Below are 25282 nucleotides of genomic sequence, written 5' to 3'. Positions count from 1 at the left end.
TACCCGGAAACTGTATAAATCAACAATTTAAAGAAGACACAACATGTTACCCATAAATAAAATACTCCCAAAGCTCATCACCTGTATGCTGATGATTATAATGGCCGGCACCACGGTTAAGGCACAAAATACGCAGCCCACATGGTGGTTCGGCGCATCTGGCGCTGCAAATTTTAATTTTTACGATGGTACAACCCAACGTTTAACCAGTTCATTAATAGCGCCCACCGCGTTCCATAAAGGCAAAGGTGTGGCCCCCTATGGGTCGGTGCTGGTTGAATATCGCCCGGTTGGCGTGTGGGGCGTTATGTTAAACGTAGCCTATGACGGCCGCGGTGGCAAATTTGACGGCGTAGTAGCCCCATGCGATTGCCCCGCTACCTTAAAAACAAGCACCAGCTACATTGCTATTGAGCCAAGTTTGCGTTTAAGTGTACCATCAACAGGGCTGTATTTTTTTACAGGGCCACGGGTGGCATTTAATGCAAGCAGCGGCTTTGACTATACCCAACTGAGGCAACCAAATACAAGCGCCGAACTGGTGGCAATGCACAAAACCATTATTTCGGGCCAGGTTGGCGCCGGTTACGATATAATGATGTCGTCGGCAAACAGCACCACAAAGGTTAGCCTTTCGCCGTTTGTTTCATTTCATCCCTATTTCGGCCAGGCACCTCGCAGCATCGAAAGCTGGCAGGTTACCACAGTACGCGCCGGTATTGCGCTCAAGTTTGGCAAGGGTTCAAAAGCCAAAGTTAAAGATGTTGTTGTAGCGGTACCACCACCTGCGCCACCGGTACACAGTTTTGTGTTTAACGTGCGTGCACCTTTAGCAGTGCCGTTACAGCGCCAGGTAAGCGAAACTTTACCGCTGCGCAACTCGGTATTTTTTGATGAAGGGTCCACACAAATTTCTGCAAGGTACGTGATGCTTACACCTGACCAGGCGACCACGTTCAGGGAAGAACAACTGCAAAATGCACAAACCGACAACAACACAGGCCGCTCTGCAAGGCAGTTAAATGTTTATCATAATATCCTCAACATTTTGGGCGACCGTTTAAGAGCGAACCCAAATGCGGTAATTTTATTGACCGGTGCATCGGCCAACGGCCCTAAAGAAGGCAAGGAACTTGCTGAAACAGTAAAACAGTATTTAGTTGCCACGTTCGCAATTGATGGTTCACGAATAGCCGTACAGGGCCGTACCAAACCAGTTATCCCATCAGAACACCCTGGCGGCACCAAAGAACTTGCATTACTCCGTGCCGGCAACCGTCGTGTTGATATAACCAGCGCTTCACCTCAATTATTGGTAGAAGTTGGCGGCGATATGATGAAACCTGTGCAGATAAACGCTACCCAGGTAAACCCGCTTGACAGCCAGGTAGTATTAAATGTCGATAGCGCTCAACAACTGCTTAAATCGTGGTCGGTTGATGTTACCGATAGCAAAGGCGTTGCCCAGCATTTCGGGCCATACACCAGCGACCAGGCCAGTATACCGGGTGCCACTATTTTAGGTACTAGCCCTGATGGCGATTACAAGATAGTGATGACAGGCGAAACCACCACCGGCACACCGGTTAGAATGGAAAGTACCGTCCATTTAGTACGCCAGGACGGCGCAGTTGTTAAAGGCATACGCTACAGTATATTGTATGATTTTGACAAAGCAAACTCCATCGCATCGTACGACAAATTCTTAACCGATATTGTAGCAGCTTCAATCACCGATGGTTCAACCGTTATTATACACGGCCACACCGATAAAATTGGCGATGTGGACCACAACATGAAGTTATCAAAAGAACGCGCAATGGATGTTCAAAACACCTTGCAGCGCGCCTTAACCAAGGCCGGTAAAACCAACGTGAAGTTTGAAACCTTAGGTTTTGGCGAGGATGCAGCCAACGCACCGTTTGACAATAACACCACCGAAGAACGCTTTTATAATCGTACGGTTATAATTGATATTGTTCCGGTCAAATAGTAAAATGTATATTTTTTGAAATGAAAGGGCGGCAGAAATGCCGCTTTTTTTTTGGCCCAGCCGCCCGTTCAGCATTTTGTTTGAATGCTGAAATTTAAGTGCCCACCTAAAATATACGTGAGTTCGAGATAAGGATCGGTACACACAGACTTTTACTTCGCCTCACCTAAATCCTCTCCAAAGGAGAGGACTTTAGCTTCGCACCTGAATAAAAATACATTTTTAAGCTGTGCTGCCCGTTCCTTTTGTACAGGCGCGTCTAACAAATCCATAGAGTTTACAGAAAGGTTTGCGTTTCGCCTTAAACTTCGCACTTCAATAAAAATACATTTTTAAGCCCCTCTCCTTTGGAGAGGGGTTTGGGGTGAGGCGACCGAACTCAATTAAATTATAGAAGGCTTTTCTTTATATAGCCGCCGCTGGACCTTCCCCTACAGCAGCTGATTTTAATTTAGAATAGTCCCGTTTTGTATTACCTTAGCTATAGTTTTTGCTGGTATATGCGCTATACAGAATACAGTCCGGGTAGTTTTTTAAAAGATTATGTACAATGTTACTTTGTATGCGAAACGGATACGGCCGTATTTACCGAAGATAAAGTTTTTGCCACGGGCTTTATCGAGATTATGTTCAATTTGGGGGATGATGGCCCGCAACAATTAATAAACGGCGATTTTATAAAACAACCCGACATTCAGTTGTGGGGCCAGACTATTCAGCCCTTTACTTTTACCTCCTTCGGAAAACACGCGATGTTTGGCATCCGCTTTTTTACCCATACAGCCGCCTGTTTTTTTAACGAACGGATTGCGGAGTTTAACGACCAGGTAATTGATTTTAAAGACATAGGCGGCAAGGAAACCGTGTTGCTGCATTCCAAATTATTGGAAGCCGGGTCAACAGGGGAGAGGATCGGGTTGGTGGAAGCATTTTTATTAAAAAGACTTTTCCGTTTCGAAGATAAGTTTAACAGGTTAAAGTTGGTAAACAGCATTATGCACGATTTAACCAAAGATGACTTTTTCGAAAATATCAATTCGGTTTCGTCGCGGTATGGCATTTCATCGCGGTACCTGCAAACCATATTTTTAAATTATTCCGGACTTACCCCAAACCTGTTCAGCAAAATTGCCCGGTTTCAAAAAAGCGTTCACCTTGTTGCAGGCAAACACGCGTCGCTTACCACCATAGCACACCAGTGCGGCTATTTCGACCAGTCGCATTTTATAAAAGATTTTAAGTTCTTCACCGGTTCAATACCTTCCCAATTTTCGCCTGAAAGCTCGACGGATCTTTTCGTAGCCCTAAAAAATTAAGCTGTTCCGATTTTTACAATTTATGAACTTTCTGAAGGGGTAGTTTTGGCGTAATTATTTATTCAATTAAACAATTATGAAACAAAACAACTTAGTAAGGGCAATTTTGTGTACAGCCCTCTTTTTAATTTATAACGCCTGCCAGGCCCAAACTACGCCCACTGGGGAACTGCTCAAAGCAAAAAAGGCGATTGAGAAAATCAATGTTTTGTATTTTGACTTGTTCTCGAAAAGCGATCCGGCGATTGTCAATCTTTATACCGATGATGCAAGTCTGCTGGTACCAAACGGCCCGGCTGTGCGCGGCAAAAAAGCCCTTGAAAAGGATTTTAAAGACACCTTTGCCGATGGAAAAGTTAAAGGCGTAAAGTTCCATACCGAAAATGTTTACGGGGATGGTAAGGAATACCTGGCCGAGGAAGGTACCTGGCAGGTTTTTAAACAAGGCGGGAAACTGCTTGACGATGGTAAATACCTGAAGCTATGGAGAAAAACAAAGGCCGGGTGGAAAATATTTAGGGATTGCTTTAATAGTGATCATAAAGCGGGGTGATTGTAGAGATATATCGTACGCTGTTAAAAGCGGAAAATAGAGGCCTGTAATAGATATTTGCGGGCTTTTGTATTTATAAATTAAATGCGATGCTGTGCAAGCAGGACGGTTGAATTTTGTGTGTTTTCTAGCAAAATGCTAGGACTGGCGGGATAATTGAATAAGTGCATGCCTTGATAAGCAGAGATAACTTCAATGAGATAAAGTCATTTTAGATACTTGCGATTTTTGAAAAATATCATTCGTGTTATTTTTTTCATTATGAAAAAAGACATATGCCTTTGTTTGACCTATGTAATAATAATCTTTAGTAGAAATATGAATGACTTTGTCTATCGTAATTGATTCATTTATATTTTCTTGTTGATATTTAACTGATAAGGCTGAAACGTTACTAGCCCATAAAGACCCCATGAAATATATTGACATTAGTGGTATAAATACAAACACAGCTTTGTTCAGCGTATACTTATAATGCTTTAAATACAACCGACCTAGTTGGATACTTAAATAAATACCGATAGTGTAACTCAAGCTACTTAGGAAAAAAAATTTATCGTAGCTATCGATTCTTTTAAAAGTTAGCCATTGAATTCCTATAAACGAAAAATCCAAAAGTCCAAAAAAACAAAACGAAACAGGCATTTAACAGCGTAAAAATCCCTATTTTGATGTAAAATTTCAGCCTTTTACGCAAGTAAACAGCTTTAAAGCAGGGGGGTATGTGCATATTTTGGCACCAAATAGCCCTGATTTTTATATAAATTAAACGATAAAGGCCGCACAAATGCGGCCTTTATTTACGGCGTTCCCCTGTACATTCTACTCAAAAGCGAACACAAGGCACCAGTAATATGAAACAAATATAAAATTTAAAAAAGTATATTTCATATTAGCTATAGCATGGTTATAGCCACATTAAATATCCGCTGTGCAATATCTTCATAGCCAGCAACCGTAAAGTGTACCCCATCTATGCCCACTTCGGCACCATCCGTGCTTACATAATGATTGCCATTTATAGACATAGCCATCTTTGCGCTATTAACAATAGCCTGGTTGGTAAGATAAGCGGTTTGGTTGTTACTTAATCCGGTTTGTATGTACTTTAAATTTGGCAAACCGCAACGGTTTCTAAATTCAGTTTGATAGTAAGTCAGATTCGTTTTATAATTATTTGCATCGGTTGTTCCTGTATCCGCCTCACCCTGTATCCATATCTCTAAAGTCGGCTTTAAACCAAGTGATGGCAACTTATTAATAGCCGCCAAGCAATTCGATACAGCACCTTTAAACATAATGGTATCTGTCGAATCAGGGTTCCAATTATAAAGCGTTCCAGATGTTAATGAAACCGATGTGCCGCCCTGTGCGTACTTAATCAGGTATTGGTCAGAACCGTAATAATCGCTTAAAAGCTGCATTAATTTCATCTCGACACCGGTATAACCTAAAACAGGTGTTACCGGTGTTCCATCATTGTTTTTATTTTGCTGAAGGCGTTCCCACAACATTGTTACCGGGTTAAAAATATACTGCCCTTTTTTTGGCAAATAAATATTAGTATCAGGAGCAGCGGGGTAAACGCCGTTTGAATTTGCCAACCCATTGGCATTGCTTTGCCCATGAAGTATAATAACATGGCTGTTTCTTATCGCTGTACTTTTAAACATGGTCGGTGCTAAATGTAGGTGCAACGGTGCTAACTAAAGTATATCCATGCGCGCCCCTGTCAACTAAACTACTGTCAAACTCATATCCGGCAATTAAATGGCTTGCAATTGACAACGCCGATGGGTCAACCAATGCGCCGCCGTTGTATATTGCCGTTACATCGCCAGATGTTAATTCCTTATCCCAGAAATACAGCTGATCTAATAAGTAGTTATACGCCGGTTCCTGCGGGCTGCCTGTATTATAGCCATACGGGCCAGCCAAAACAGATAAAAGCGTATCACTTACAAATGACTGTTGACCGGGATAACTTGCCGACTGAACAGTAACCGCTACCAAGCTGCCATCAAAATATACTTTCATACCGCTCCCTAACTTATTGCCATCATAAGTGCAGGTAACATGCGTCCATACACCGGAAGTAACATTTGAATTGGTTGATACATATATTTGACCAGACGCTGAGAAAATTTGAAATAATAGTTCACCAGCAGAAGTATCGAATTGGATAAACATATTTTGTTTCGATGTATCGGTTAGCGAACCTATGCCGCAAATTGCCTTATTAGCTGTTGCAGCACGTTTAACCCAAAAACTAACAGAAAAAGCCGTATCAGTACCGCCCGAGCCAAATGCCAGTGCAGACGGCACTACAGATGTTGCCGGTATTTGATTGGCCCCTACAAAGGTTAATGAAGTTGCAGCCGGTAAAACATTATTAGTAACCGCATGATTGGTTAACGCAACGGCATAGTTAGCTGAAGGGTCCTGTATCGGGTTACCACCGGGTGTATACGATACCGTTGCCACATCGCCATACGAATAATTGCTATCAACAGTTAACGTAACCAAAGAGCCTGATAACTCAACCGCTGTTACCGCCTTGCTTAAATTAACGGCAAAATCGGTAGGAGCAGGCACCGTGAACTGGCTAAGCAACTCGCTATATGACAGTACTATTTTATTTTTGTATGAATTGCTAATAGTTGCCGAAAGCAGGTACGGCGCTGTTACATCTGGTGTAGGTATTTTGCCGATTGAATAAACAACTTCGTCGCCATCATATTCTAGGTAGATGATATTTTTGGCTGTGTTTTCAAAAGTCTGGCCACTGATATTATACCAATCGGATGGAAATGTTAAACTATGAATACCATCGCCAACAATTATTACACGCGCGTTAACATCGGCAACCGGGCTACTACCGAGCACAAAAGCAATATCGCCAGTTTGCACAGTTTCCATTTTAAAGGGTGCATCGAAAGTTAAAACCTCATTAAATGCACGGCCAGCATAACCACCGCCGCCACCTGTGGCGCTTATAGTGCCATCACCGGCAATCGTCACGCCGCTACCTTGCTTAACACCTCCTAAAACCGTTGCAGTAGCTACCGGTAGAGTGTAAGCGCTACCAGCCGGGCCGGTATCACCAGTATCACCCTTTGGCCCCGCTGGCCCTACATCTCCGGTGTCACCTTTTGGCCCCGCTGGCCCTGCCGGGCCTACGCCACCACCGCCACCAGCTGCCAACTCGTCTATTTGTTGCTGCAAATCGGCATCCGTGGAAATACGTAAAGTAGCTTCGTTTTCAACGTCTACTATTGCAGCCTTACCAGCCAGCGTGTCGGTTAGATTAGAAACTTTAGTAATTGGTATAGTGTCATCATCTTTATGCCAAAAACTATCAATCAATGATGCAAATTGCCCTTCTGTTGGTTTTTGCCCTCTTTTAAAAAAGTTTTTTAAAATATTTCTGCTTGCCATTTTATTGAATATAATTTTAATTTAGAAATTGGTTTTTATTAATTCCAGTTGTAATGAGGAAATAGGTTTGTTAAATACTTTTTATCGGCTTCGTCGGCTTTTAGCTTTTTTAGCAAATCGCCTTCGCGCATTATGATTTGTGCCAACGTAGTTTCTCCCAAAAAAAACTCCTGATTAAGCGTAGCTAATGCTACATCATAGCGCATTCCTTTTATATTATAATGATAATAAAGACGGCACACTACGGCCTTATCCCTATTTTCTGTAAAAACACCCTTTACGTGCTTTACATTACTTTTCTTTAATTCCGGCTCTGAAAGTATTCCAGCAACAAATTGATTACCGAGTAACATGTTTAAAATAATAGTTAATGGGGGGGGGGGTAAATAAGATTATTGTCGATAAGCAGAACCGGCCGCGCTAAATAACGCGACCGGAAAAGCAGGCGGTTTAACTGTTATGCTCAACCGACCTAATGAAGGGCAAACTAATGCCGAACTGTCCACCTCGCATTTCCACGCCTGCTATTGCGCTTTCAAATGGGTCGGCAACGTTTTTGCCATTTTGATACACGAATTCAGCGCTTTTTTTAGATAGGCCGCCAAAAATCACTTTACCATTAGCTGCATCAAACGTATTGAGCGCATCACACACGGCTTGAACGCTATTTGCCATTGTTGCACCCGCATCCGTTTGCGTGTAAAATGTGTTCCTGGTCTCAATAATTGTATCAGAGTTATTTACCTTGCTGATAACGTCATTTGCCAGTGTCAACAAAGAAATATCGTTACCTAAAATGCCGGGCTGCATCTGTTTTGCAGCAATCAACGCCGCTTTAACGTTAGTCATATTAGGCGGCACAATCATGTCCTTAACCTTACTGCGCTGCAACTGCACGCCATTTAAGTTATAAGGTGCAGCCGCATCTAACAGTTTATTAACGGCATAATCGGTTTCAAAGCCGGGCGCAGAATTGTTATTTACAGTTAAGCTAAGTAAATCGCCTATTTCCTGCAAAGTAGGGCTGATATTTATTGCTTTAAAAGCGTTATACACGTTTTGGAATAGTTCCAAATTTAAATTAAGGGCCGATTTGTCAGCGGCTATTTTCGCGGTACTTGTATAAATTAATACAGGGTTCATATCTTAAAATGATTAGTTATTATTATGATTAAAAAATTTTACGGTTATTATTATTGTTATAAGTCAGGTATTACCTTTAAATACCCGTTAAATATCCCCGCTACGGTTATCACGTAGCGGGGGCGGCACTTACACCTAACTAAAAACTATTTTACTATAGCGGCTTTCCGTCACGCTCTGCGGGCATCCTGCCATTCTTCTCAAAAAATTTTGCCTTGTAAACTTCCGGGGCGTGCTCTTTCAGCCTTTTTGTATCATCACCCCATGCCATTTTCAATTCATCCCAGCTTTTTGCTACCAACGGCTTTAGTGCTTCCGGCATACTTCCGGTTAGGCGTTCCGGTACTATTTTTGCCTCTTTTACTTTTTGGTGTATTGCGGCAACCCCGGCCGGATGAGCACCGGCAGTTAGCAAAGTACTTGCTTCGCCTTTAGTGAATTTACCTGCCTTAACAGCGTTGTCTACTATTGCCAATGTTGCGGCGTGGTGGTTACTATTTGGATTTGTACCGTGCCCGTTTCCCGAACTTGCTATTGATGATATTACAGCCTTAGCAGTCCCAGCGGATAACTTAATGCTATGTCCGGCAATATCGTAAAGCTCCACTGCCAGCGCATTGGGGTTACTACCAATGTCGGCAATACTAACCTCAATCATAACCGATTTTACTACGGTTGGCAATGTTTGCCCTGGCATCATCATTGCAGGCGCATCCGATTGCTCTAAAGGTAACAGGCCGGGGCTGCACATTCTTATTGTGCCGTTTTCTACCTTGTTGTAGATTTTCATTGCAAATTCGTCGGTATCATCAAAATTCGGTATACCACTTAATTCTGTACCGTTTACCTCCAAATCGCTTACAAAACCCAACGGCAATATTTGGTCTTTCGAATTGCCGTTTGTTCGTACGTGCATCCAAAGTAAGATAGGGTTTAGCCTGTATTGGCTTAAGTCGATACCGCTTGTTAAAACACGAAAACCGAAGCTGTTAATAGCTTCGGTCGAAATAATTAGTCGTTTACTGCTTTTGCGCATTATAGTTAAGTTTAAAAAGTTCAATTAGGGTACCCCCTCAACCTGACTGCATGATTTATCTATTTTAGGGTTTTTAACCTTAGTGATAATTCGCTCAATAGTTTTCCGGTCAAGAAAGTATTTAACCTCAAGTTTATCGTAAATAGCACCGGGCCGCATTTTGCCAACACCATACAGGTCTATAAAGTCCTGAAATATTGCCGCGTTTCTTTGTGTATTTAATTCCGTCTTTCGGTTCATTGGTAAAATTATAGCGTTATGTAGCTGTATCCTAATTTTAAGGCATTACTACTACGTGTAACATGTAGTTAATTAATTACTTATGATGTTTATAGCCTATATCATACCGGCTTATTTGTGCAAATACTCCTATGCGTTCAAATGTGTTTAATGCCATTTCCCGTATCGTTTTACATTTACCACCAAACACAGGGGGTATTTGTTGTTTTTTTAAGTTCGCTACAATCTGTTATTTGCACGATATTAGGAGATAAGGTAGGGGGTATTTGCAATATATGAGGGCTAATTATTGACAAAAACCGCCTTTAAGCTACTTTAAAGGCGGTTTATTATACAATTAGTCATAACCGCCATCCAATATCTCAATTAATTCGCCCAAATGATATAATTCTGTGTCATTTTGAGCGCCTATCCAATTAATATCGGCGATAAGCATTTTAGTGTAGTTGAGATAAATACGGGTCATTGTTTTACGAACTGTATCGGCATCGCTTGTTTTGGTAATTAATATCTTAAACAGTTCAATACATTTCATATCCTTTTTCGACAGTTTTTCTACGGCTTCCATAATTATAGGGTTGTTAGGTTCAATTCGTTTAATAAGTTCTTTACTACCTTTTTTGCGCTTTTGTTATCGGCGGTTTTTTTGGTGTTGCTCACAATCGCCTCAAACTGCCTATGAGTTTTAACCAGTTCGCCGTAACGCATTTGATTAAGTTCCTTTTTTACCGCTCCACGTTCTTTCAAAAACATATTAAGTTTTGCGGCGTTCATTTTCTTATCATCAGCAGTACTACCGTATAAAATGCCGGACTGATAGCCTAAAGAGAAAATAAGGCTCTTAAGCCGCTCTGCGGGGTCATGCCCCGATAAACTAACAATCAATTGCCGCGCTTCAATTATTGTTAACTGCTTTGTGCTTTCAGTACGGCCATTTGTCAGGCTGTTTAAAATACTTGCCTTTTCACCTGCTATACCTAAATTATTTAGCAGTACGTGAATTTTTGCTATTTGTCCTTTTGTAGCTGTTGCCATGTCAATAATTTTAATGTTATGATTTAACTGATTTACTTTCGTTGTATAATTCCATAAGCGGCATTATTTCACTATAAACCAACGGGTGTTTATCTCGTAAAAAAATCACAAACCCGTTAAGTGCTAATGCCGAACCGTTTTTACCACCTAAGCGCCAAACATCCTTCGTTTTACGCAAATCTTTCCATCCGTATTGCTTCACCCATACGCCTATCGATTTTTCAGTTACGGGAATAGTTTTAGAAATTTCTTTAGCGGTTATACCGCTTTCTACATATAGATTGTAAGCCTTAATCTTAAGTAGTTCAATCTCTTTTTTAGTAAGTTGTATCATATAATTAAGAGTTAATAATGAGTAATGATTCCGCACGTCTTAACCCGCCTATTTGCCCACTCCCGTCAACCACAAGGCATTTTTTAACAATCTCGTTTAGCCTGCCTTTATCCGGCATATTGGCCGATAAAACATCCGAAATAAGCTTCCGGTAAAACTCTGCCTTTTCATGCGGGTTCATTGGAACTGTTGTGGTGTACCGTTCAGATAACCGGCTAAATAGCTCCTTAAAGCCGGGCTTTTTGTTATACATGCCTTTATCCATTACCTTTTTAAACCCTTCGGCTCCCATCAAATACCAACCGCACGCGCCTTCGGTGGCGTTCCAAAGCTCTTTAATTTCAAGTAGCGCTGCCTGATTGAGGTCGCCAGCTTCGTCTATTATGACAACTGGATTAGGCAGGTTTTTTAGGCAGTATTTAATATTGGCTTTTATGTCGGCGTACTTCCCGGCAGCATCTACGCCTATCGCTTTAGCTATCGCCTTAATAAGCAGGTGCACGCCTTTTGCCTGGCTGGCATCTACGTAAAAACAGTTTTTACGGGTACGTGCTAAATACTTAGCCGTGTATGTTTTACCTATACCGCAATCATCAACACACATTTTGCCCTTTGCATAGGTTTGGCAAAAATCCACATCACGCTCAATGATTGTAAACACGTCAGTACGCGCAATATTCCATTTACGCTCCGATAAGCTCACATTGAGTTCACGGCCTATATTAAGCCATTGTGTATCCTTTAACAGTCCGTCAATCTCTCCGCCTTTCAATCGGCTATACACGGCGTGATTAATACCCCATTGTTTTGAAAAAGCAGCATCGCTACCGCTGTAATTACCCCTTACATCCTGTAAGGCGGCAAAAATTTTAGTTTTAAAATCGTTAGTTATTTGTAGCATAATTAGTTGGTTTAAAAAGTGTCATTAAGTGGTCTCACAAACCCATTTTGCGGGACGTTTACAAAATCAACATTGGTTGTATCTTGTAATAAATCCGGTAGCGGTGTACCTTCCTGTATGCTGTTTCTTTTTAGGCCGGGCATAACAAAAGATTTTGGCCGCTGTGGGGTATTATCAATTTGTGTCACAGCTTCAATCTCCCTTTTCCTTCGTTTACCAAATGCCTCAATAGTCATTACATATTTGCTCATAATCTCCCGGTTGGCAATATCATTGGGGCCTTGCTCAATTTTAGCACGGTTGTAGGTAGGTTTACTAACGGCTTCACAAATCAATAAGTCACCAATGTAAACCAGCGCCTTTAAAATATTTCCCGCGTTATCATCCAGCCAATAAACATCAATGTCCTTTCCTTCAACACGGCTCATAAGGTTTATAAGATTTTCGCCTGCACATACTTCGCCGTTTTCGCCTAATAGGTATTCACCGCCTTGCAGCCTTATAATCCCTACGTTGCAACTTGTTTTGGTTTTGTATCCCAGGTAAGGCATAAAAGCATTATAATTTATCGGCTTTAAATCGGGATGCTGCATTTGTTCAAACACTTCCCAGCGTGTTAAATGCGTATGAACGCTGTGCGGCATATTATTCCATGTTTCAAGGTCTATCAAACAACCTTCAATAATATCATCAGGATGCAGGGTCGGCACTTCATGGCTGCCGGATTGATTGCTTTCGCTCAACGCGAACGGCCGGGCCAGCCAGCCTTCACGTTTCTTTTCTAACTGATAACGCAACGGCTTGTAATAAGCCTCAATGCGTTTTCCGCGTGCGTTATTGGCCTCTATGCGCACATCTTGAAACATCGCCCCTTCACGTAAAAAAGTATTAACAAAGGATGAGTTTAAACTCATTTCTGCCTCTAATTCATTCGGAAGGCAAAACCCCCATTCGGCATAGTTGCGTATCATTTGCCGATAGAATTTCAATATTAAATCTTCTTTGGTGTTTCCATACACCCAGCAAGTAAAAGCCTCGCTGCCTAAATCAATACCGTTGTAAAACCAAATCCTTTTGCCGTTGTGGGTTTTAAATGGCGGCTGCCTGTCATCAATAGAAATTATGCTACCGGCAAACTTCGGCTTATCAAGTGAGTGGTGTGGTTTAAAGCTTTGCATGTATTTTTGGTTGTCGCCACTGCGGTTTGCATGTGTAGCAATTTGGCTTATCCAATCGGATAGATATTTGGTTACGGTTGCTACACTTAGTTCTTTAAAGTCTACAGGGCTGTAAACTTCTCCACTTTCATTATTGATAATTTCGAGGTGTCCGGCCAAAAACGCATCGTAACGCCGGTGCACTTCGGTGGCGGTTGGTTTGGTGGTATCTTTGGCAAACATACTTTCCAGTAAGGCTATTGTATTTTCGTACACTTTACGGCTGTTATCATTGCCGTGCTTTCCCGAAATCAGGCTTTTATAGCCGTTCTTTTCAAAGGCTTTTAAAACCTCTTTAAAGCGCTTTAAACTTTCCGGCAAAGTGTGCTCATCTTTAAATCTTACTTGCAGCGTTTTTTGAAACGTTATCGCATGTTCACATAAAACCGCTGTTATCCCGGTTGTGTTAATGCCTTTTTTCTTTCGTTCCTTTTCAATAGCTGCTCTAAGTGCAATTAAGGCTTTTAACACGCTGGCATTAATGATGTATTTATCCTGATAGTCCGCTGTTAGATAGTTGCCGGTAGATAGCCGATGTTTTGTAAAAAATGCCACCGCCTCATTATCCGTGCGGTAGTATTGTTCTAAAACGTGCTTAACCTTCCGGGGGTCACCTAAACCGTGCTGAATTTGGGTTGGCAGGCTGTCGAAATCATATAACGCTATACGGCCATTACCGCCGCGCTGCAGTACAATAATTTCGTTATACTTACCCTTAAGCCGGTCTATGGTTGTACGCAGGTTATGCGAACTAAACCAATTAGGTACCAGTTCACCTTTTGTAACAACTATCTTATTATTCCACTCGTGCGGCATACAGCAGGTTTAATACTTTTTTAAGATGGAAGGATTTATTAGATACAGGCTGTAAAAAATCACCACACCTAACAGCACAGTGCAAATCACAGTCTGAAATAATGTGAGTTCGTTTTTTTTAATGGCTACCGGGATGCCAATAAATTGGCCGATGTAGATTTTTGCTTTCATGTTGATTTAGGTTAATTGATACGTGCTAAAAGGTCATTTCTTTTTTCCGACAATTCGGCTAAAACTTCCAGTGTCGCTAATTCAATATTGACATTGTCATTTTTTCCATTTAAAAATTGCGAAACAGCTTGTTCTTTAACACCTGCTTTTTTTGCTATAACCTTACCATAACCGTGAGGTACTTTAGCCTTTAATTGTTCTCTTTCCATGTTTTAATTATATTTGAAATGTTATTAATAATATATTTCAACAAATATAAAACATTAAAAATGACATTAACAACATTTAAAATTACATTTAAACACATTTTGGCATTATGAGCAACCCAGGGCTGCAATTAAAAAAGCTACGATTGTACTTCAACATGACGCAAAGTGATTTTGCAGATGCTGTATCAATAAAGCGTAATAACATATCTATGATCGAATCCGGTCGGAATAAACCTACTTTTGAACTTATATCAACTATATGCGAGACGTTTAATTTGACGGCAGATTATTTTTTATCAGAAGATAATCCTGAAAAATTCGATGAGTTTTTTAATGATATTTCCATAAAAAGAAAAAACATTATAAATGACAAATCAGAAAGACTTATCGAACGGCGGGAGCAAAAAACAATTTTTAATAAAACCTATGTCGATAACGATGCGCCACTATATTTAGAACTTCATGCCCAAAAGAAAATAGGGCTTGAGTTTATGAAAGGAATAGATGAAAATTCCAAAATATATCAAAACCTTAATACGCTGCTTTGCTTTCAATATATAATATCAAACCTTGACCATTACTATTTTGAGGGTATCGATAAAAAACAACATGAAGTATCAAGCTATTACGATGGGAAAACCTTCGACTTTGAAAAATATAGAAATGATATATTATTGGAAATTGACAAGGTTAGGGCGTTTGCAAAGCCTTTAGATGATATCAGTAAAGCCATTGAGAAATTCTATAGCGATTTAAAACCCATCGATATTAAAAATATTATAACTGGTTTTTTCACTGGTGAGTCCTAAATATATCAGTTAAAAAACTTGTTACACCCTATCCTAACATGGCACATTTTACTTCCGTCTAAATTTTAGTGTAGAACCAACTGTAGAACCAACTGTAGAACCAACTTTAAAAAGCACCAAAATAGCCTATATTTAACGGTTAGCTACTGCGAACTGCGCAAATAATTAGATATGGCAGTAAATAGCGTGCAAAAGTGCTTAAAAAGCACGCTAAAGCGGTTTATTTAGTTGCAACAATGGAACCAACCCGTAGTAAACGCCTATAATTAGCACTAATTCATGGTATTGAAATGGTACAAACCGGTAGTAACAGGGACATTTGGATTTTGCGGTTTTGCGCCCGTCAAAAATATAAAAACTGCGTTTACAGTGTATTAAAGCACTTTTTCGTACAAATTTCGGACTTTTTTATATATTCAATAATTGGACATTTGGTTTAACCCCCTTAATTCCGCAATAAATTAATAAAATTACTAACAGTAGAAACGTTGAATACTCCAGAATATTTAAAAATTTTTCGCTGTTTTTTTCAAGAACATCGTGGTTCAAACTTCCGCCTTCTAGTTCGTTTTTGAATGGATTTTTGAATGAAGGAAAAGTGACTCCTAAAAAAGTATAAAATAGTATAGTAAACAAGTCCGTTATCCCTTGTGATACAAAATCTGAAAATTCGGTATAGTTAAATATAGATAAATGAAAAACCGAATAGAAAGCAATCAATCTAAAACAACCCATAGCTATAATAATTCCCGTCAATAAAGGCACATAGTCAATTGCTAACAGGAACAAGCTTTTCGGTTTTTCGCTCATTATAAAGTTTTTAGGTTTTTCAAATATAATAATTAAACATTTAGACAAGCACAGCTATCACGTTGCATGCATCATTACGTTGATTTTATTTGCGTATTGACATAATGCCTTAAAAATTTAATAATTCCTGATTTTTCGGTTTGGAAGCAATCAATCGATAGTTTTGTACTTTATTAATTTAATAAAGCATGACAGAAGAAAACTTTACCTTTCCAGTTGAAGATTGGGAAGTAATCCCGATGGATGTTTACAAAAGTCTACTTTCCGAAGTAAAAGAAAGATTTGATCATGATATTGAGGAAGTTGTAAGCGTTACGGACAAGGCAATAAAATACGAATTCGGATTTTTAACTTTCTTATTTGGAGTGGGGGTTTTTATTTTTACTCACTATACACCAAGTTTATGGTACTGGACACCCTTATTAATATTTTCCGCTTACAATGTTTATAAGGGATACACTGTAATTAAATCTCGTCCATTACATAGCAATGGATTATTACCGTCAAATGTATTATCGACGGATTATGACCTTTGTTCAGGCTTTAATGACGAGGAAAAGGAGAGGTTATTTTACTATAATGCTATTAAGACATATACAGCGAAAATAGAACAAAGCAGAGCAGATAATCACAATAGAGCAAAAGAATATGATACTTTCGCAGGCTTAACATTGCTGCTTATATTTGCAATATCGGTATTTTTGTTTGTAGTTATTTCTGTCTCACCTCATTACACAAGCGTATCATAAATAGTATTACTATTTCTTTACAACTTTTATTGTTCCCAAAGTAGCTTTTACTTTAACTGGAGGAATAGTTTTTGTCGTTTGCTTTGCCATATTTTACTTTTTAACTCCGCCCTTTGAAGATGTACTTCTGACTGGTGGGGATGTTTGGGTTGTTTGCTTCGCCATATTATTTCTTAATTATTATTACGGGTGTTTGAATATCGTTGTAACCCCTTGTGCTGGTTGCAACCACGGGTCTTGACGTTTTTGTAGTCTGTTTAGCCATAACGTAAATATACGAAAAAAACATCATTTTTGAAACAGTAAATTATTCAGAATGAAATATAAATACGCCGCATTGGCTCAAAAATTAACAGAGGCCCTGGACGATAAATATGAAGTAGAAGCCTACTTCAATGAAATTCGAGTTGTCATAGACGACGATAACGATAAGGATTTGAAGTTCGAAGAATTTATCGGGCGTACTGGAAGATGCCAATGCAGGCGAGTTTAAAGGATATCGTTTAAAAGTAATGTACGTTGATGAATATCCCGGTGGCTTTTCTCCCGAAAGGGTAATATTGAGGTATTTGTCTGACCAATTCCCAAATACCTTAATATTAAGTAGAGAAAAAAATACGGTTGTAATAACAATGAACATTCCGGAAGTGGACGAGAACACCGATTATGTTAAATGTCTTATAAACGAAAAATATCACATGTACCGTCAAATATGTAAAGATGTGCCACACAGGGGAAGAACTGTGAGCATCAGTCTACGATTAGGCACGTCAAGATTTAACTTTGCAATTAATGAGGATAATTCCGTTAACGCTTATGGTTTCACTAATCTAAGTAATTTCTCGGCAAGCATAATATCCGCAAGTGCTGTTAAAAAAGAAAGACTTCAACTTAATGCAAATCCGAAATCGTATCTTCTAAATCTAAAGTCGGAACTTTCGGGAGGCGATATGTTTTCAAAAATCAATGACAACATTAAGGGAATTAGAAAGTGGTAATATGAAGACTGCTTTATTGAATGTTCGACCGCCCGTTCATACACGTTGCTTGAATGCTAACAGTTTAAGTGAGACTTTAATTTTCTGTGTCCAAACGGAGCGTCATAGAAACTTTATAATATTATTTAATTGACCGGTTTGATTTGATTCGTGATACGTTCCTACCTCGAATGAAAAGTCAGGTGAGCCCGCGAAAGTGCCATCATCAAAATGGAATATTGTTTCTAGTTTTCCAGCATAATGGTCTCGTCCTCGTGCGTTGATGATAATATCAATTGAATAAAAACCATTAATTTGTTCTTTTGTAAGGCTATTTGTGAGCAGCGTAAAGTTAAAGGTTTTTTTATCACCTTCATGTGTGGCACCATTAGTTGTATCCCTCCCCGAAAAAGAAAATTCGGCAGCACGTGCCCCAGAAAATGTTGGGTGCAGAACGAATGTTAAAGTCGAATCATTATCAAGGTTCGACCCGCTTTCGAAGCTTGTATTTAATGTTGCATCAATTGAGGTTAGGATTGCCATATTTTTTGAGAAAGATAACAACTATTCTGTGTTTTATTAAAATTCGATAAATATATTTTTTTTCTTGATTGCCACTATATATTCAAGTCTAAGAATATGTTTAAAATTAGCTAAAAGGAATGGCATGAAAAAGAGAATCGGCTCGGATAGATTAGATTTTCAACGAACCCGCCGTTCATTCGACCCCTTCAGCTCGCTATAAGTAGTTTGCTTAAATTTGTATACGTCCAAACGGCACGCTTAACAGGCGGGCTAATAGTGCAAACAAAATCGAAAGCTCACGTTTTAATCAACTAAAAACTGAAACACGCTGATTATAAATAAATTACATATCGCTGGCAAAAAGCATAAATCCTGTATTTATTGGCTATCAGCTATTTATATTTGGATGAAATTCAAATATCTGATAATCAAGGTGTTTTACAGCGTTCCGGGTGTTCCGCATATGTAAAAATGGAACGCTTGCGGGCTGCCGATTACAATTCCCTCAATTCCAATTATCCGCTGTCCCTATTGCATCTATGGATTACTATGTCTGTAGCTTTTAAAACAGGCATTTTATTTTCTTTTTGTGTCAACCTGATTTAGCATTTCATGGCGCGTAAAGGTTATAGCTTCACATCCAAAAAACACCGGTTTTATGTAAAAATGGAACGCATCACGAAATGGTTAAAAAATAGAACTCCTGATAATCAGCATGTTTCACAGCGTTCCGGATGTTCCGCGTGTAAAAATGGAACGCTTTGCGTGGTTTCAGGCTGCAAAGTAACATAAAACTTACCCCTACATCACCCCCTCAAATTCCCACATCCGCTTCCCATTTTCCCCAATTTCATTACATTTGGCAAAAACCTTTTGACATGAACTATTGGCTTGTAAAATCAGAACCACATAAATACAGTTGGGAAAAATTTAACCAGGAGGGCCATACCTTTTGGGATGGCGTGCGCAACTACCAGGCACGCAACAACCTGCGCGAAATGAAGGAAGGCGACCTGGTATTATTTTACCACAGCAATGAGGGCAAGGAGGTTGTCGGCATTGCCAAAGTAGCCAAAACCGCCTACCAGGACCCCACTACCACCGACCCGAACTGGCTGGTGGTAGACCTTGTACCCCACGAAACCCTGAAAACCCCCGTAACCCTCGAAACCATAAAAGCCGATGAGCGCCTGAAGGATGTGGGCCTGGTTCGCCAGGGTCGCCTGAGCGTAATGGGCATGAAGCGCGAAGAGTTCGACCGGATCGTTGAATTAGGTAGCCGCTAAGAAGATGTATAAAAGCTTACCCGCCGGCTATGCAAAATTGATATTTGCTACGCTATTGCTGTTTTCGGCAACGGCCGCATTGGCACAGCCACAATTTAAGGGCCTTGAAAACTTAATGTCGCTACCAAAAAGCTACGTGGTGGGCTATACAAAAACCGCCCCGGTTATTGATGGTGATATTACCGATGCCGCCTGGCAGCAGGCCAAATGGACGGATGATTTTGTGGATATAGAAGGCAACCTGAAACCCAATCCGCCGCTGAAAACCGATATCAAAATGCTGTGGGACGATACCTGCCTGTATATTGCCGCGCAGGTTAGCGACCCTAACGTTTGGGCCTACCTTAAAAAGCATGATGACATAGTTTTCCAGGATAATGATGTGGAGCTTTTTATCGACCCAAATAACACTACCCACCGATATTTCGAGATTGAATGCAACCCAATTAACACCATTTTCGATTTATTTTTGGATAAACCGTACCGCAACCAGGGCAGGCCGCTTAGCAGCTGGGATGCAAAGGGTATGCGATCGGCCGTAAAAGTGCAGGGCACATTGAACGACCCCTCGGATACCGATAAAGGCTGGACGATGGAGATGGCCATACCGTTTAAAACGCTTGCCATCGGCGACAGGAGACAGCCTATAAAGGAAGGCACAGTGTGGCGCATCAATTTTTCGCGCGTGGAATGGGATACCAAAGTTGCAGGTGGCAAATACGAAAAGCTAAAGGATGCCACCGGCCGCAACCTGCCCGAGCATAACTGGGTATGGAGCCCGCAGGGCGTGATAAACATGCATTACCCGGAACGCTGGGGTTACCTGCAGTTTACAAAAAACGCTGCAGGCGATGCACAATATGTAGTTCCTTATCCCGAACTGCAAAAACAATACCTGTGGCTGGTTTACTATAAGCAAAGGGACTGGGTTAGGGACCATGGGGGGTATGCGCTATCGTTAAAAGATTTGGACATCAGCCCCGATGCAGTAGTTACCGGCAACGCGAACGAGCTGAAAATAGAGGCCACGCCGCACCAGTACATAGTCCTTATTACCGACAAAAAAGACAACATAACCTATACCATTAACCAGGACGGGTTTGTAACCATTTTAGCCCCGCAACACTATGAATAAACGCGATTTTATAAAAGCCGGCCTGCTCGCAGGTGTAGCATCGCAATTGCCTTTAAAAAGTTCGGCTGCTACGGTTGTTGCCGGTGCAAAGCATAAAAAAATTAAAAACTGGGTATGGACAAACCCCAACCAAAAAGATACCGACGACGAATTGGCCACCCGCTATACCAGCTACAAAACCGCCGGCATAACCGGCATTTTGTTCGAGGCTGATAGCGAAAGGCATTTCCGCGCTGCAAAGGCCTACGGACTTGAAGCCCACCGCTGGATGTGGACCTTTAACCGCGCCGAACTGATTACCATCCACCCTGATTGGTACAGCAAAAACCGCAATGGCGATTCGTGTGCCGATAAGCCGCCTTATGTAAATTATTACCGCTGGCTTTGCCCTTCGCGCCCCGAGGTGCAGCAGTACCTGGAGCAGCAGGTAACCGATATTTTGGATAAAGATTATATCGACGGCATCCACCTTGATTATGTGCGCTACTGTGATGTGGTACTGCCCGTAAACCTGTGGGACAAGTATAAAATTGAGCAAACCAAAGAGCTTCCCGAGTATGATTACTGCTACTGCGAAGTGTGCCGCGCCAAATTTAAGGAGCAGTACGGAACGGAGCTGGCTGATATACAGTTTCCTGAGGCTAGTTTGTCGTGGCGGTTGTTCAGGTACAATAATATCAGCAGGGTGGTAAACAGCCTGTCGAATATTGCCAATCAGCATAAAAAAGTAATCACTGCAGCCGTGTTCCCAACCCCCGAAATTGCCCGCCGCAACGTACGGCAGGACTGGACAGACTGGAAGCTCGACGGTGTTTGCCCCATGATATACCACGGCTTTTACAAAGAAAAAGTAACCTGGATAGGCGATGCCGTTGCAGAGGGTGTTCACTTTTTAGCAGGGGCTTTCCCGCTGTATGCCGGTTTGTATTTATCCGATTTTAAAAACGATGAGGAAATAAGGCAGGGTGTGCAGTTAGCATTTAAGAACGGCGCACACGGGGTTTCGTTTTTTGGGAATGTAACGCCGGGGGTGTTGGAGATTTTGAGGTCGGAACTAGTTCAGAAACACGCGTAAACTAATGTTCTGATAGCGAGCGTACTATGCAAGCGTCATTGCGAGGAACGAAGCAACCTCTACATAGGACAGTCATGAACCTCAAGTTGATGGTGACCTTGCAGCGGCTGATAGGTCTCCACAAAGATTTTGCTCCTTGATTTGCTTGTGCAGAGGTTGCTTCGTTCCTCGCAATGACGTTTTTTTTAGATTTGGGTGCTACCCGTTACTTTCCCCAAAAAACAACGCCTTCAACTCTGTAGCATCATCAGGTTTCATTTTACCGCCGAGTATTAAACGCAGCTGGCGACGGCGCAGGGCGCCTTCAAATAAAACCATTTCTTCGGGGGTTTCGGGTATCAGTTCGGGTACAGGTATGGTGAGGTTATTTTGGTCGAGCGCCACAAAGGTGTAAAAGGCCTCGTTGCTTTTATAACGGTTACCCGATGGGATATTTTCGGCCCACACATCAAGCCTCACCTCAACCGAGGTGTTGAACGCCCGGGAAACCTTGGCCTCGATGGTTATCACATCGCCCAGCTTAATAGAATGCTTGAAAGAAACATTGTCGACAGACGCTGTTACCACAATGCGGTTGCAATGTTTTTGCGCAGCAATAGCCGCCGCAATATCCATCCAGTGCAGCAGGCGCCCGCCCATTAAGTTGTTCAGTGTGTTGGTATCATTGGGCAATACCAGCTCATTCATAATGGTATACGATTCTTTGGGCGATTTTCCTTTCATGGGGCAAAGATACGTTTTGAGGCAAGATTTTGAGAATCAAGAACCAAGAATCACGAGCCAGGAGAGAATCGCCAATCGCAGTTCTATTTTTCGTCTTGGTTCTTGTCTCTTCGTTCTTGACTCTTGTTTTCTTGCCTCTTGATTCTGACCTCTTTTCCCCTTAGCTTTAAGCGCTTAAAACCCCAATTCCATTTTATGAAATTCAAATACCTGCGTGTTAGTATAATTACCCCGCTTGCGCTTTGCCTGTTGCTGCCGTTTGGTGCACTGGCTCAAAACAAAACATTGTATACAAGTTTAGAAGATGCCCTGCAATCTGCCGGTAAGCTATCCGGTAACCCGGGTCCGCAAAGCGTTAACTGGACCGATGGCGGCAATAAATACTCGTTTATCAATAATGATGAGATCCGCTCGATGGATGCCCGCACGCAAAAGGATGAGCTGGTATTCACCAACAAAGGGCTGAAGTTGCCGGGCACAAATGAAGATTTTAATTATGAGTCGTTCCAATGGTCGCATGATTCGAAGCATTTGGTTTTCAAAGCCAATTTCAGGCCCATTTACCGCAGGTCGGGTATAGCTGATTACTTTATTTATGATATCGGCAGCAAGCAATTAAAGCAGGCGGCAAAGGATGCCCGTTCGGCAGAATTATCGCCCGATGGCTCAAAGGTAGGCATGGAGCGCAATGGCAACATGTTCGTCTATAATTTCGCGACAGCAAAAGAAACCCAGCTTACCAACGACCAAACCGACGAACACGGCACCTTTAACGGCCACTACGATTGGGTTTACGAGGAAGAGTTTGGCCAGGCACAGGCATGGAACTGGTCGCCGGATAATAAGTACCTGGCTTTTTGGCAATTTGATGAGCGTAAGGTACCTGATTTCCAGATGAGCAATTTTGAGGGCATGCATCCCGACCAGGTACATATCTCCATCCCGCAGGTTGGCGACCCTAACCCATCGGTTAAAATTGGCGTGGTTGATGTGGAATCGGGCAAAAAGGTTTGGTTAACGCCCGATGAGACAGGCGATTTTTATATCCCCCGAATATACTGGACAAGTACGCCCGATGTCATCGCACTGATGACGCTTAATCGCGCACAAAACCACATGAAGCTGTATTTTTTTAATGTGAAAACGGGGGAACACCATGTAGTGCTGGAAGAGCAAAACAAAACCTGGGTAGCAATCTTCAACTTTTACACCAATGTGAATGATATGATCTACTTCCCCGAGAAATCGAAAGAGTTTTTCTGGGTGTCTGACCGTTCGGGGTATTACCATATTTATCGTTACGGTTACGATGGTAAGCAGATAAACCAGGTAACCAGCGGCAATTGGGATATGATAAAGGTTACGGGTATTGATGCGGAAGCAAAGAAAATATACTATCTCTCTGCCGAAACCGGTGGGTTAAATCAGGAGCTTTGGACGATTAATTTTGACGGCAGTAGCAAGAAAAAACTATCAACGGTGAGTGGCTATCACGATATCAATATGTCGCCTAACACAAAATATTTTTTAGATACTTACAGCAATAAAACTACGCCTACGCACGTAGCCCTGGATGATGACAAAGGCAAAGTGTTGAAAATGCTGGAAGATAACCAGGCTGTTGATGAATTTGTAAAAACGCATGCCTACTCGCCGCAGGAGCAGTTTGAATTTGCTGCGAGCGATGGTACCCGGCTGGATGGCTATTATATCAAACCCTTTAACTACGATCCGAATAAAAAATATCCGCTGGTGATGACTGTTTATGGTGGCCCGGAGTCGCATGATATATTTGACAATTTTGCAACCGATACCTGGGCGCAGTGGCTGGCACAAAACGGCTACATCGTTGCCAATGTAAACAACCGAGGTATAGCCAATTATGGCAGTGCATTTATGAAATCGGTATACAAACAACTTGGCAAACTGGAAAGCAGCGACTTTGTCGACCTGGCTAAATTCCTGGTAGGCAAAGGCATAGTTGATCCCAATAACATGGCAATTATGGGCACCAGCTATGGCGGTTTCAGCACAACTTACACATTGCTTACTCATCCCGGTGTGTTTAAAGTGGGCATAGCCAACTCCCCGGTTACCGACTGGCGTTTGTATGACGATGTTTATACCGAGCGGTACATGGCCCCGTTAAACGAAAACGAGGAAGGCTACAAAGCCAGTTCAGTTATCGGCTATGCAAAAAACCTGCAGGATCACTTGTTACTGATACATTCCATGAGCGACGATAACGTGCACCCGGCCAATACCATGCAATTGTTAACCGCTTTAACCAATGCCGGTAAAGACGCAGAACTACGTATCTATCCGCCAGGCGCACATGGCGCAGCATACAACTGGGAAAGCTATAAGCTAATACAAAATGTAAGCTTCCAGTTTTTGGAGAAGAATTTGAAAGGAAAAAATGCGGAGGTGAATTTGAACGGGAAGTAATTTGATTTCGGATGTCGGGTTTTCGATTTCGTGTTTATTAGGTGTCCGTCCGTCCGGTGAAGACGCGTCGGTAGTGGACGGCCGGACACCCGGACTCTCTCAAAATTTGTCATTGCGAGCGAGGAACGAGGGCGGCAACCGCGAACTTTACAGAGCGGGCTGCATAGTTCTACACCGTTCTAGCCGCCCTGTAAAGTTCGCGGTTGCCGCGCTGCGCTCGCAATGACAATGGATTAGAATTTAGTTGTCAACGCAAGCCAATTTTTCCACAAATCCGAAATCGAACACCCGAAATCCGACATTCAGCATTAACTTTGCTATCTTCATACCAGGAAAAGAATAG

Annotated in this window: 27 protein-coding genes; 11 read left to right on the top strand and 16 right to left on the bottom strand. The window is 41.6% G+C overall.

Annotated features, from left to right (window positions below; genetic code table 11):
• The first annotated feature begins 43 nt into the window (after positions 1 to 43).
• The 3 genes from Q0R52_RS13430 to Q0R52_RS13420 all read left to right on the top strand — a co-directional run bounded on the left by Q0R52_RS13430 (position 44) and on the right by Q0R52_RS13420 (position 3862).
• Complete coding sequence (locus Q0R52_RS13430) at positions 44 to 1993, top strand: OmpA family protein (RefSeq protein ID WP_295795173.1); 1950 nt, start codon at positions 44 to 46, stop codon at positions 1991 to 1993.
• A 500-nt stretch (positions 1994 to 2493) separates the two neighbouring features.
• Positions 2494 to 3309, top strand: coding sequence for an AraC family transcriptional regulator (locus tag Q0R52_RS13425; RefSeq protein WP_295795172.1), 816 nt, complete (start codon positions 2494 to 2496; stop codon positions 3307 to 3309).
• A 76-nt stretch (positions 3310 to 3385) separates the two neighbouring features.
• Positions 3386 to 3862: a DUF4440 domain-containing protein gene (locus tag Q0R52_RS13420; RefSeq protein WP_295795171.1), complete on the top strand. Its 477-nt coding sequence runs from the start codon at positions 3386 to 3388 to the stop codon at positions 3860 to 3862.
• 896 nt (positions 3863 to 4758) lie between these two features.
• Here Q0R52_RS13420 and Q0R52_RS13415 read toward each other — a convergent pair.
• From Q0R52_RS13415 to Q0R52_RS13355, 13 genes are all read right to left on the bottom strand, one after another.
• The gene (locus tag Q0R52_RS13415) at positions 4759 to 5535 is read right to left on the bottom strand and encodes a sialate O-acetylesterase (protein ID WP_295795170.1); all 777 of its coding nucleotides are present in this window, start codon (positions 5533 to 5535) and stop codon (positions 4759 to 4761) included.
• The gene (locus Q0R52_RS13410; protein WP_295795169.1) at positions 5528 to 7300 is read right to left on the bottom strand and encodes a LamG-like jellyroll fold domain-containing protein; all 1773 of its coding nucleotides are present in this window, start codon (positions 7298 to 7300) and stop codon (positions 5528 to 5530) included. The genes Q0R52_RS13415 and Q0R52_RS13410 overlap by 8 nt, the downstream gene beginning before the upstream one ends.
• A 38-nt stretch (positions 7301 to 7338) precedes the next feature.
• Positions 7339 to 7653, bottom strand: coding sequence for a hypothetical protein (locus Q0R52_RS13405; RefSeq protein ID WP_295795168.1), 315 nt, complete (start codon positions 7651 to 7653; stop codon positions 7339 to 7341).
• A gap of 97 nt (positions 7654 to 7750) precedes the next feature.
• On the bottom strand, positions 7751 to 8443 hold the full coding sequence (locus Q0R52_RS13400; protein WP_295795167.1) for a hypothetical protein: 693 nt from the start codon (positions 8441 to 8443) through the stop codon (positions 7751 to 7753).
• 154 nt (positions 8444 to 8597) lie between these two features.
• The gene (locus Q0R52_RS13395; protein ID WP_295795166.1) at positions 8598 to 9479 is read right to left on the bottom strand and encodes a hypothetical protein; all 882 of its coding nucleotides are present in this window, start codon (positions 9477 to 9479) and stop codon (positions 8598 to 8600) included.
• Positions 9480 to 9503: 24 nt separating this feature from the next.
• Positions 9504 to 9719: a hypothetical protein gene (locus Q0R52_RS13390; protein ID WP_295795164.1), complete on the bottom strand. Its 216-nt coding sequence runs from the start codon at positions 9717 to 9719 to the stop codon at positions 9504 to 9506.
• A gap of 337 nt (positions 9720 to 10056) precedes the next feature.
• Positions 10057 to 10287, bottom strand: a complete 231-nt coding sequence (locus tag Q0R52_RS13385; protein ID WP_295795163.1) for a hypothetical protein — start codon at positions 10285 to 10287, stop codon at positions 10057 to 10059.
• Between the two features lie 2 nt (positions 10288 to 10289).
• Positions 10290 to 10754 carry a hypothetical protein gene (locus Q0R52_RS13380; protein ID WP_295795162.1) on the bottom strand — a complete coding sequence of 155 codons (465 nt, stop codon included), beginning with the start codon at positions 10752 to 10754 and terminating at the stop codon, positions 10290 to 10292.
• Between the two features lie 16 nt (positions 10755 to 10770).
• Complete coding sequence (locus Q0R52_RS13375; RefSeq protein ID WP_295795161.1) at positions 10771 to 11088, bottom strand: hypothetical protein; 318 nt, start codon at positions 11086 to 11088, stop codon at positions 10771 to 10773.
• A gap of 4 nt (positions 11089 to 11092) precedes the next feature.
• Positions 11093 to 11989 carry an ATP-binding protein gene (locus Q0R52_RS13370; RefSeq protein WP_295795160.1) on the bottom strand — a complete coding sequence of 299 codons (897 nt, stop codon included), beginning with the start codon at positions 11987 to 11989 and terminating at the stop codon, positions 11093 to 11095.
• A gap of 11 nt (positions 11990 to 12000) precedes the next feature.
• Positions 12001 to 14022 (bottom strand): hypothetical protein, encoded by a 2022-nt coding sequence (locus Q0R52_RS13365; protein WP_295795159.1) that lies wholly within the window; start codon positions 14020 to 14022, stop codon positions 12001 to 12003.
• 9 nt (positions 14023 to 14031) lie between these two features.
• A complete protein-coding gene (locus Q0R52_RS13360; RefSeq protein ID WP_295795158.1) occupies positions 14032 to 14193 on the bottom strand; it encodes a hypothetical protein in 162 nt (53 codons plus the stop codon).
• 11 nt (positions 14194 to 14204) lie between these two features.
• The gene (locus Q0R52_RS13355; RefSeq protein WP_295795157.1) at positions 14205 to 14402 is read right to left on the bottom strand and encodes a hypothetical protein; all 198 of its coding nucleotides are present in this window, start codon (positions 14400 to 14402) and stop codon (positions 14205 to 14207) included.
• Between the two features lie 107 nt (positions 14403 to 14509).
• Between Q0R52_RS13355 and Q0R52_RS13350 the strand changes: the two genes are divergently transcribed.
• Positions 14510 to 15211 (top strand): helix-turn-helix transcriptional regulator, encoded by a 702-nt coding sequence (locus Q0R52_RS13350; protein ID WP_295795156.1) that lies wholly within the window; start codon positions 14510 to 14512, stop codon positions 15209 to 15211.
• Positions 15212 to 15619: 408 nt separating this feature from the next.
• On the opposite strand, the gene Q0R52_RS13345 is transcribed toward Q0R52_RS13350, so the two are convergent.
• Positions 15620 to 16021, bottom strand: a complete 402-nt coding sequence (locus Q0R52_RS13345; protein WP_295795155.1) for a hypothetical protein — start codon at positions 16019 to 16021, stop codon at positions 15620 to 15622.
• 188 nt (positions 16022 to 16209) lie between these two features.
• Here Q0R52_RS13345 and Q0R52_RS13340 point away from each other — a divergent pair, with 188 nt between their 5' ends.
• The 3 genes from Q0R52_RS13340 to Q0R52_RS13330 all read left to right on the top strand — a co-directional run bounded on the left by Q0R52_RS13340 (position 16210) and on the right by Q0R52_RS13330 (position 17768).
• Positions 16210 to 16770: a hypothetical protein gene (locus Q0R52_RS13340; RefSeq protein WP_295795154.1), complete on the top strand. Its 561-nt coding sequence runs from the start codon at positions 16210 to 16212 to the stop codon at positions 16768 to 16770.
• A 316-nt stretch (positions 16771 to 17086) separates the two neighbouring features.
• Positions 17087 to 17263 carry a hypothetical protein gene (locus tag Q0R52_RS13335; protein ID WP_295795153.1) on the top strand — a complete coding sequence of 59 codons (177 nt, stop codon included), beginning with the start codon at positions 17087 to 17089 and terminating at the stop codon, positions 17261 to 17263.
• 19 nt (positions 17264 to 17282) lie between these two features.
• A complete protein-coding gene (locus Q0R52_RS13330) occupies positions 17283 to 17768 on the top strand; it encodes a hypothetical protein (protein ID WP_295795152.1) in 486 nt (161 codons plus the stop codon).
• Positions 17769 to 17870: 102 nt separating this feature from the next.
• Here the strand turns inward: Q0R52_RS13330 and Q0R52_RS13325 are convergent, their stop codons facing one another.
• Positions 17871 to 18290: a hypothetical protein gene (locus Q0R52_RS13325; protein WP_295795151.1), complete on the bottom strand. Its 420-nt coding sequence runs from the start codon at positions 18288 to 18290 to the stop codon at positions 17871 to 17873.
• 860 nt (positions 18291 to 19150) lie between these two features.
• Here Q0R52_RS13325 and Q0R52_RS13320 point away from each other — a divergent pair.
• From Q0R52_RS13320 to Q0R52_RS13310, 3 genes are read left to right on the top strand one after another with little or no spacing between them, the layout of a single operon-like run.
• Entirely contained in the window at positions 19151 to 19558 is a 408-nt protein-coding gene (locus tag Q0R52_RS13320) for an EVE domain-containing protein (RefSeq protein WP_295795150.1), read from the top strand.
• A 4-nt stretch (positions 19559 to 19562) separates the two neighbouring features.
• The gene (locus tag Q0R52_RS13315; RefSeq protein ID WP_295795149.1) at positions 19563 to 20693 is read left to right on the top strand and encodes a carbohydrate-binding family 9-like protein; all 1131 of its coding nucleotides are present in this window, start codon (positions 19563 to 19565) and stop codon (positions 20691 to 20693) included.
• Positions 20686 to 21768, top strand: a complete 1083-nt coding sequence (locus tag Q0R52_RS13310) for a family 10 glycosylhydrolase (RefSeq protein WP_295795148.1) — start codon at positions 20686 to 20688, stop codon at positions 21766 to 21768. Before Q0R52_RS13315 ends, Q0R52_RS13310 begins: the two co-directional genes overlap by 8 nt.
• 198 nt (positions 21769 to 21966) lie before the next feature.
• Here Q0R52_RS13310 and Q0R52_RS13305 read toward each other — a convergent pair whose 3' ends face one another.
• A complete protein-coding gene (locus tag Q0R52_RS13305; protein WP_295795147.1) occupies positions 21967 to 22491 on the bottom strand; it encodes an acyl-CoA thioesterase in 525 nt (174 codons plus the stop codon).
• A 195-nt stretch (positions 22492 to 22686) separates the two neighbouring features.
• Between Q0R52_RS13305 and Q0R52_RS13300 the strand changes: the two genes are divergently transcribed.
• Positions 22687 to 24939, top strand: a complete 2253-nt coding sequence (locus tag Q0R52_RS13300; RefSeq protein WP_295795146.1) for a S9 family peptidase — start codon at positions 22687 to 22689, stop codon at positions 24937 to 24939.
• The last annotated feature ends 343 nt before the right edge of the window (positions 24940 to 25282 follow it).

This window comes from Mucilaginibacter sp. (assembly GCF_025359345.1).
Taxonomy (GTDB): Bacteria; Bacteroidota; Bacteroidia; order Sphingobacteriales; family Sphingobacteriaceae; genus Mucilaginibacter.
Note: the sequence above shows the minus strand (reverse complement) of the source record. Positions and strands in the feature narration are given on the sequence as shown.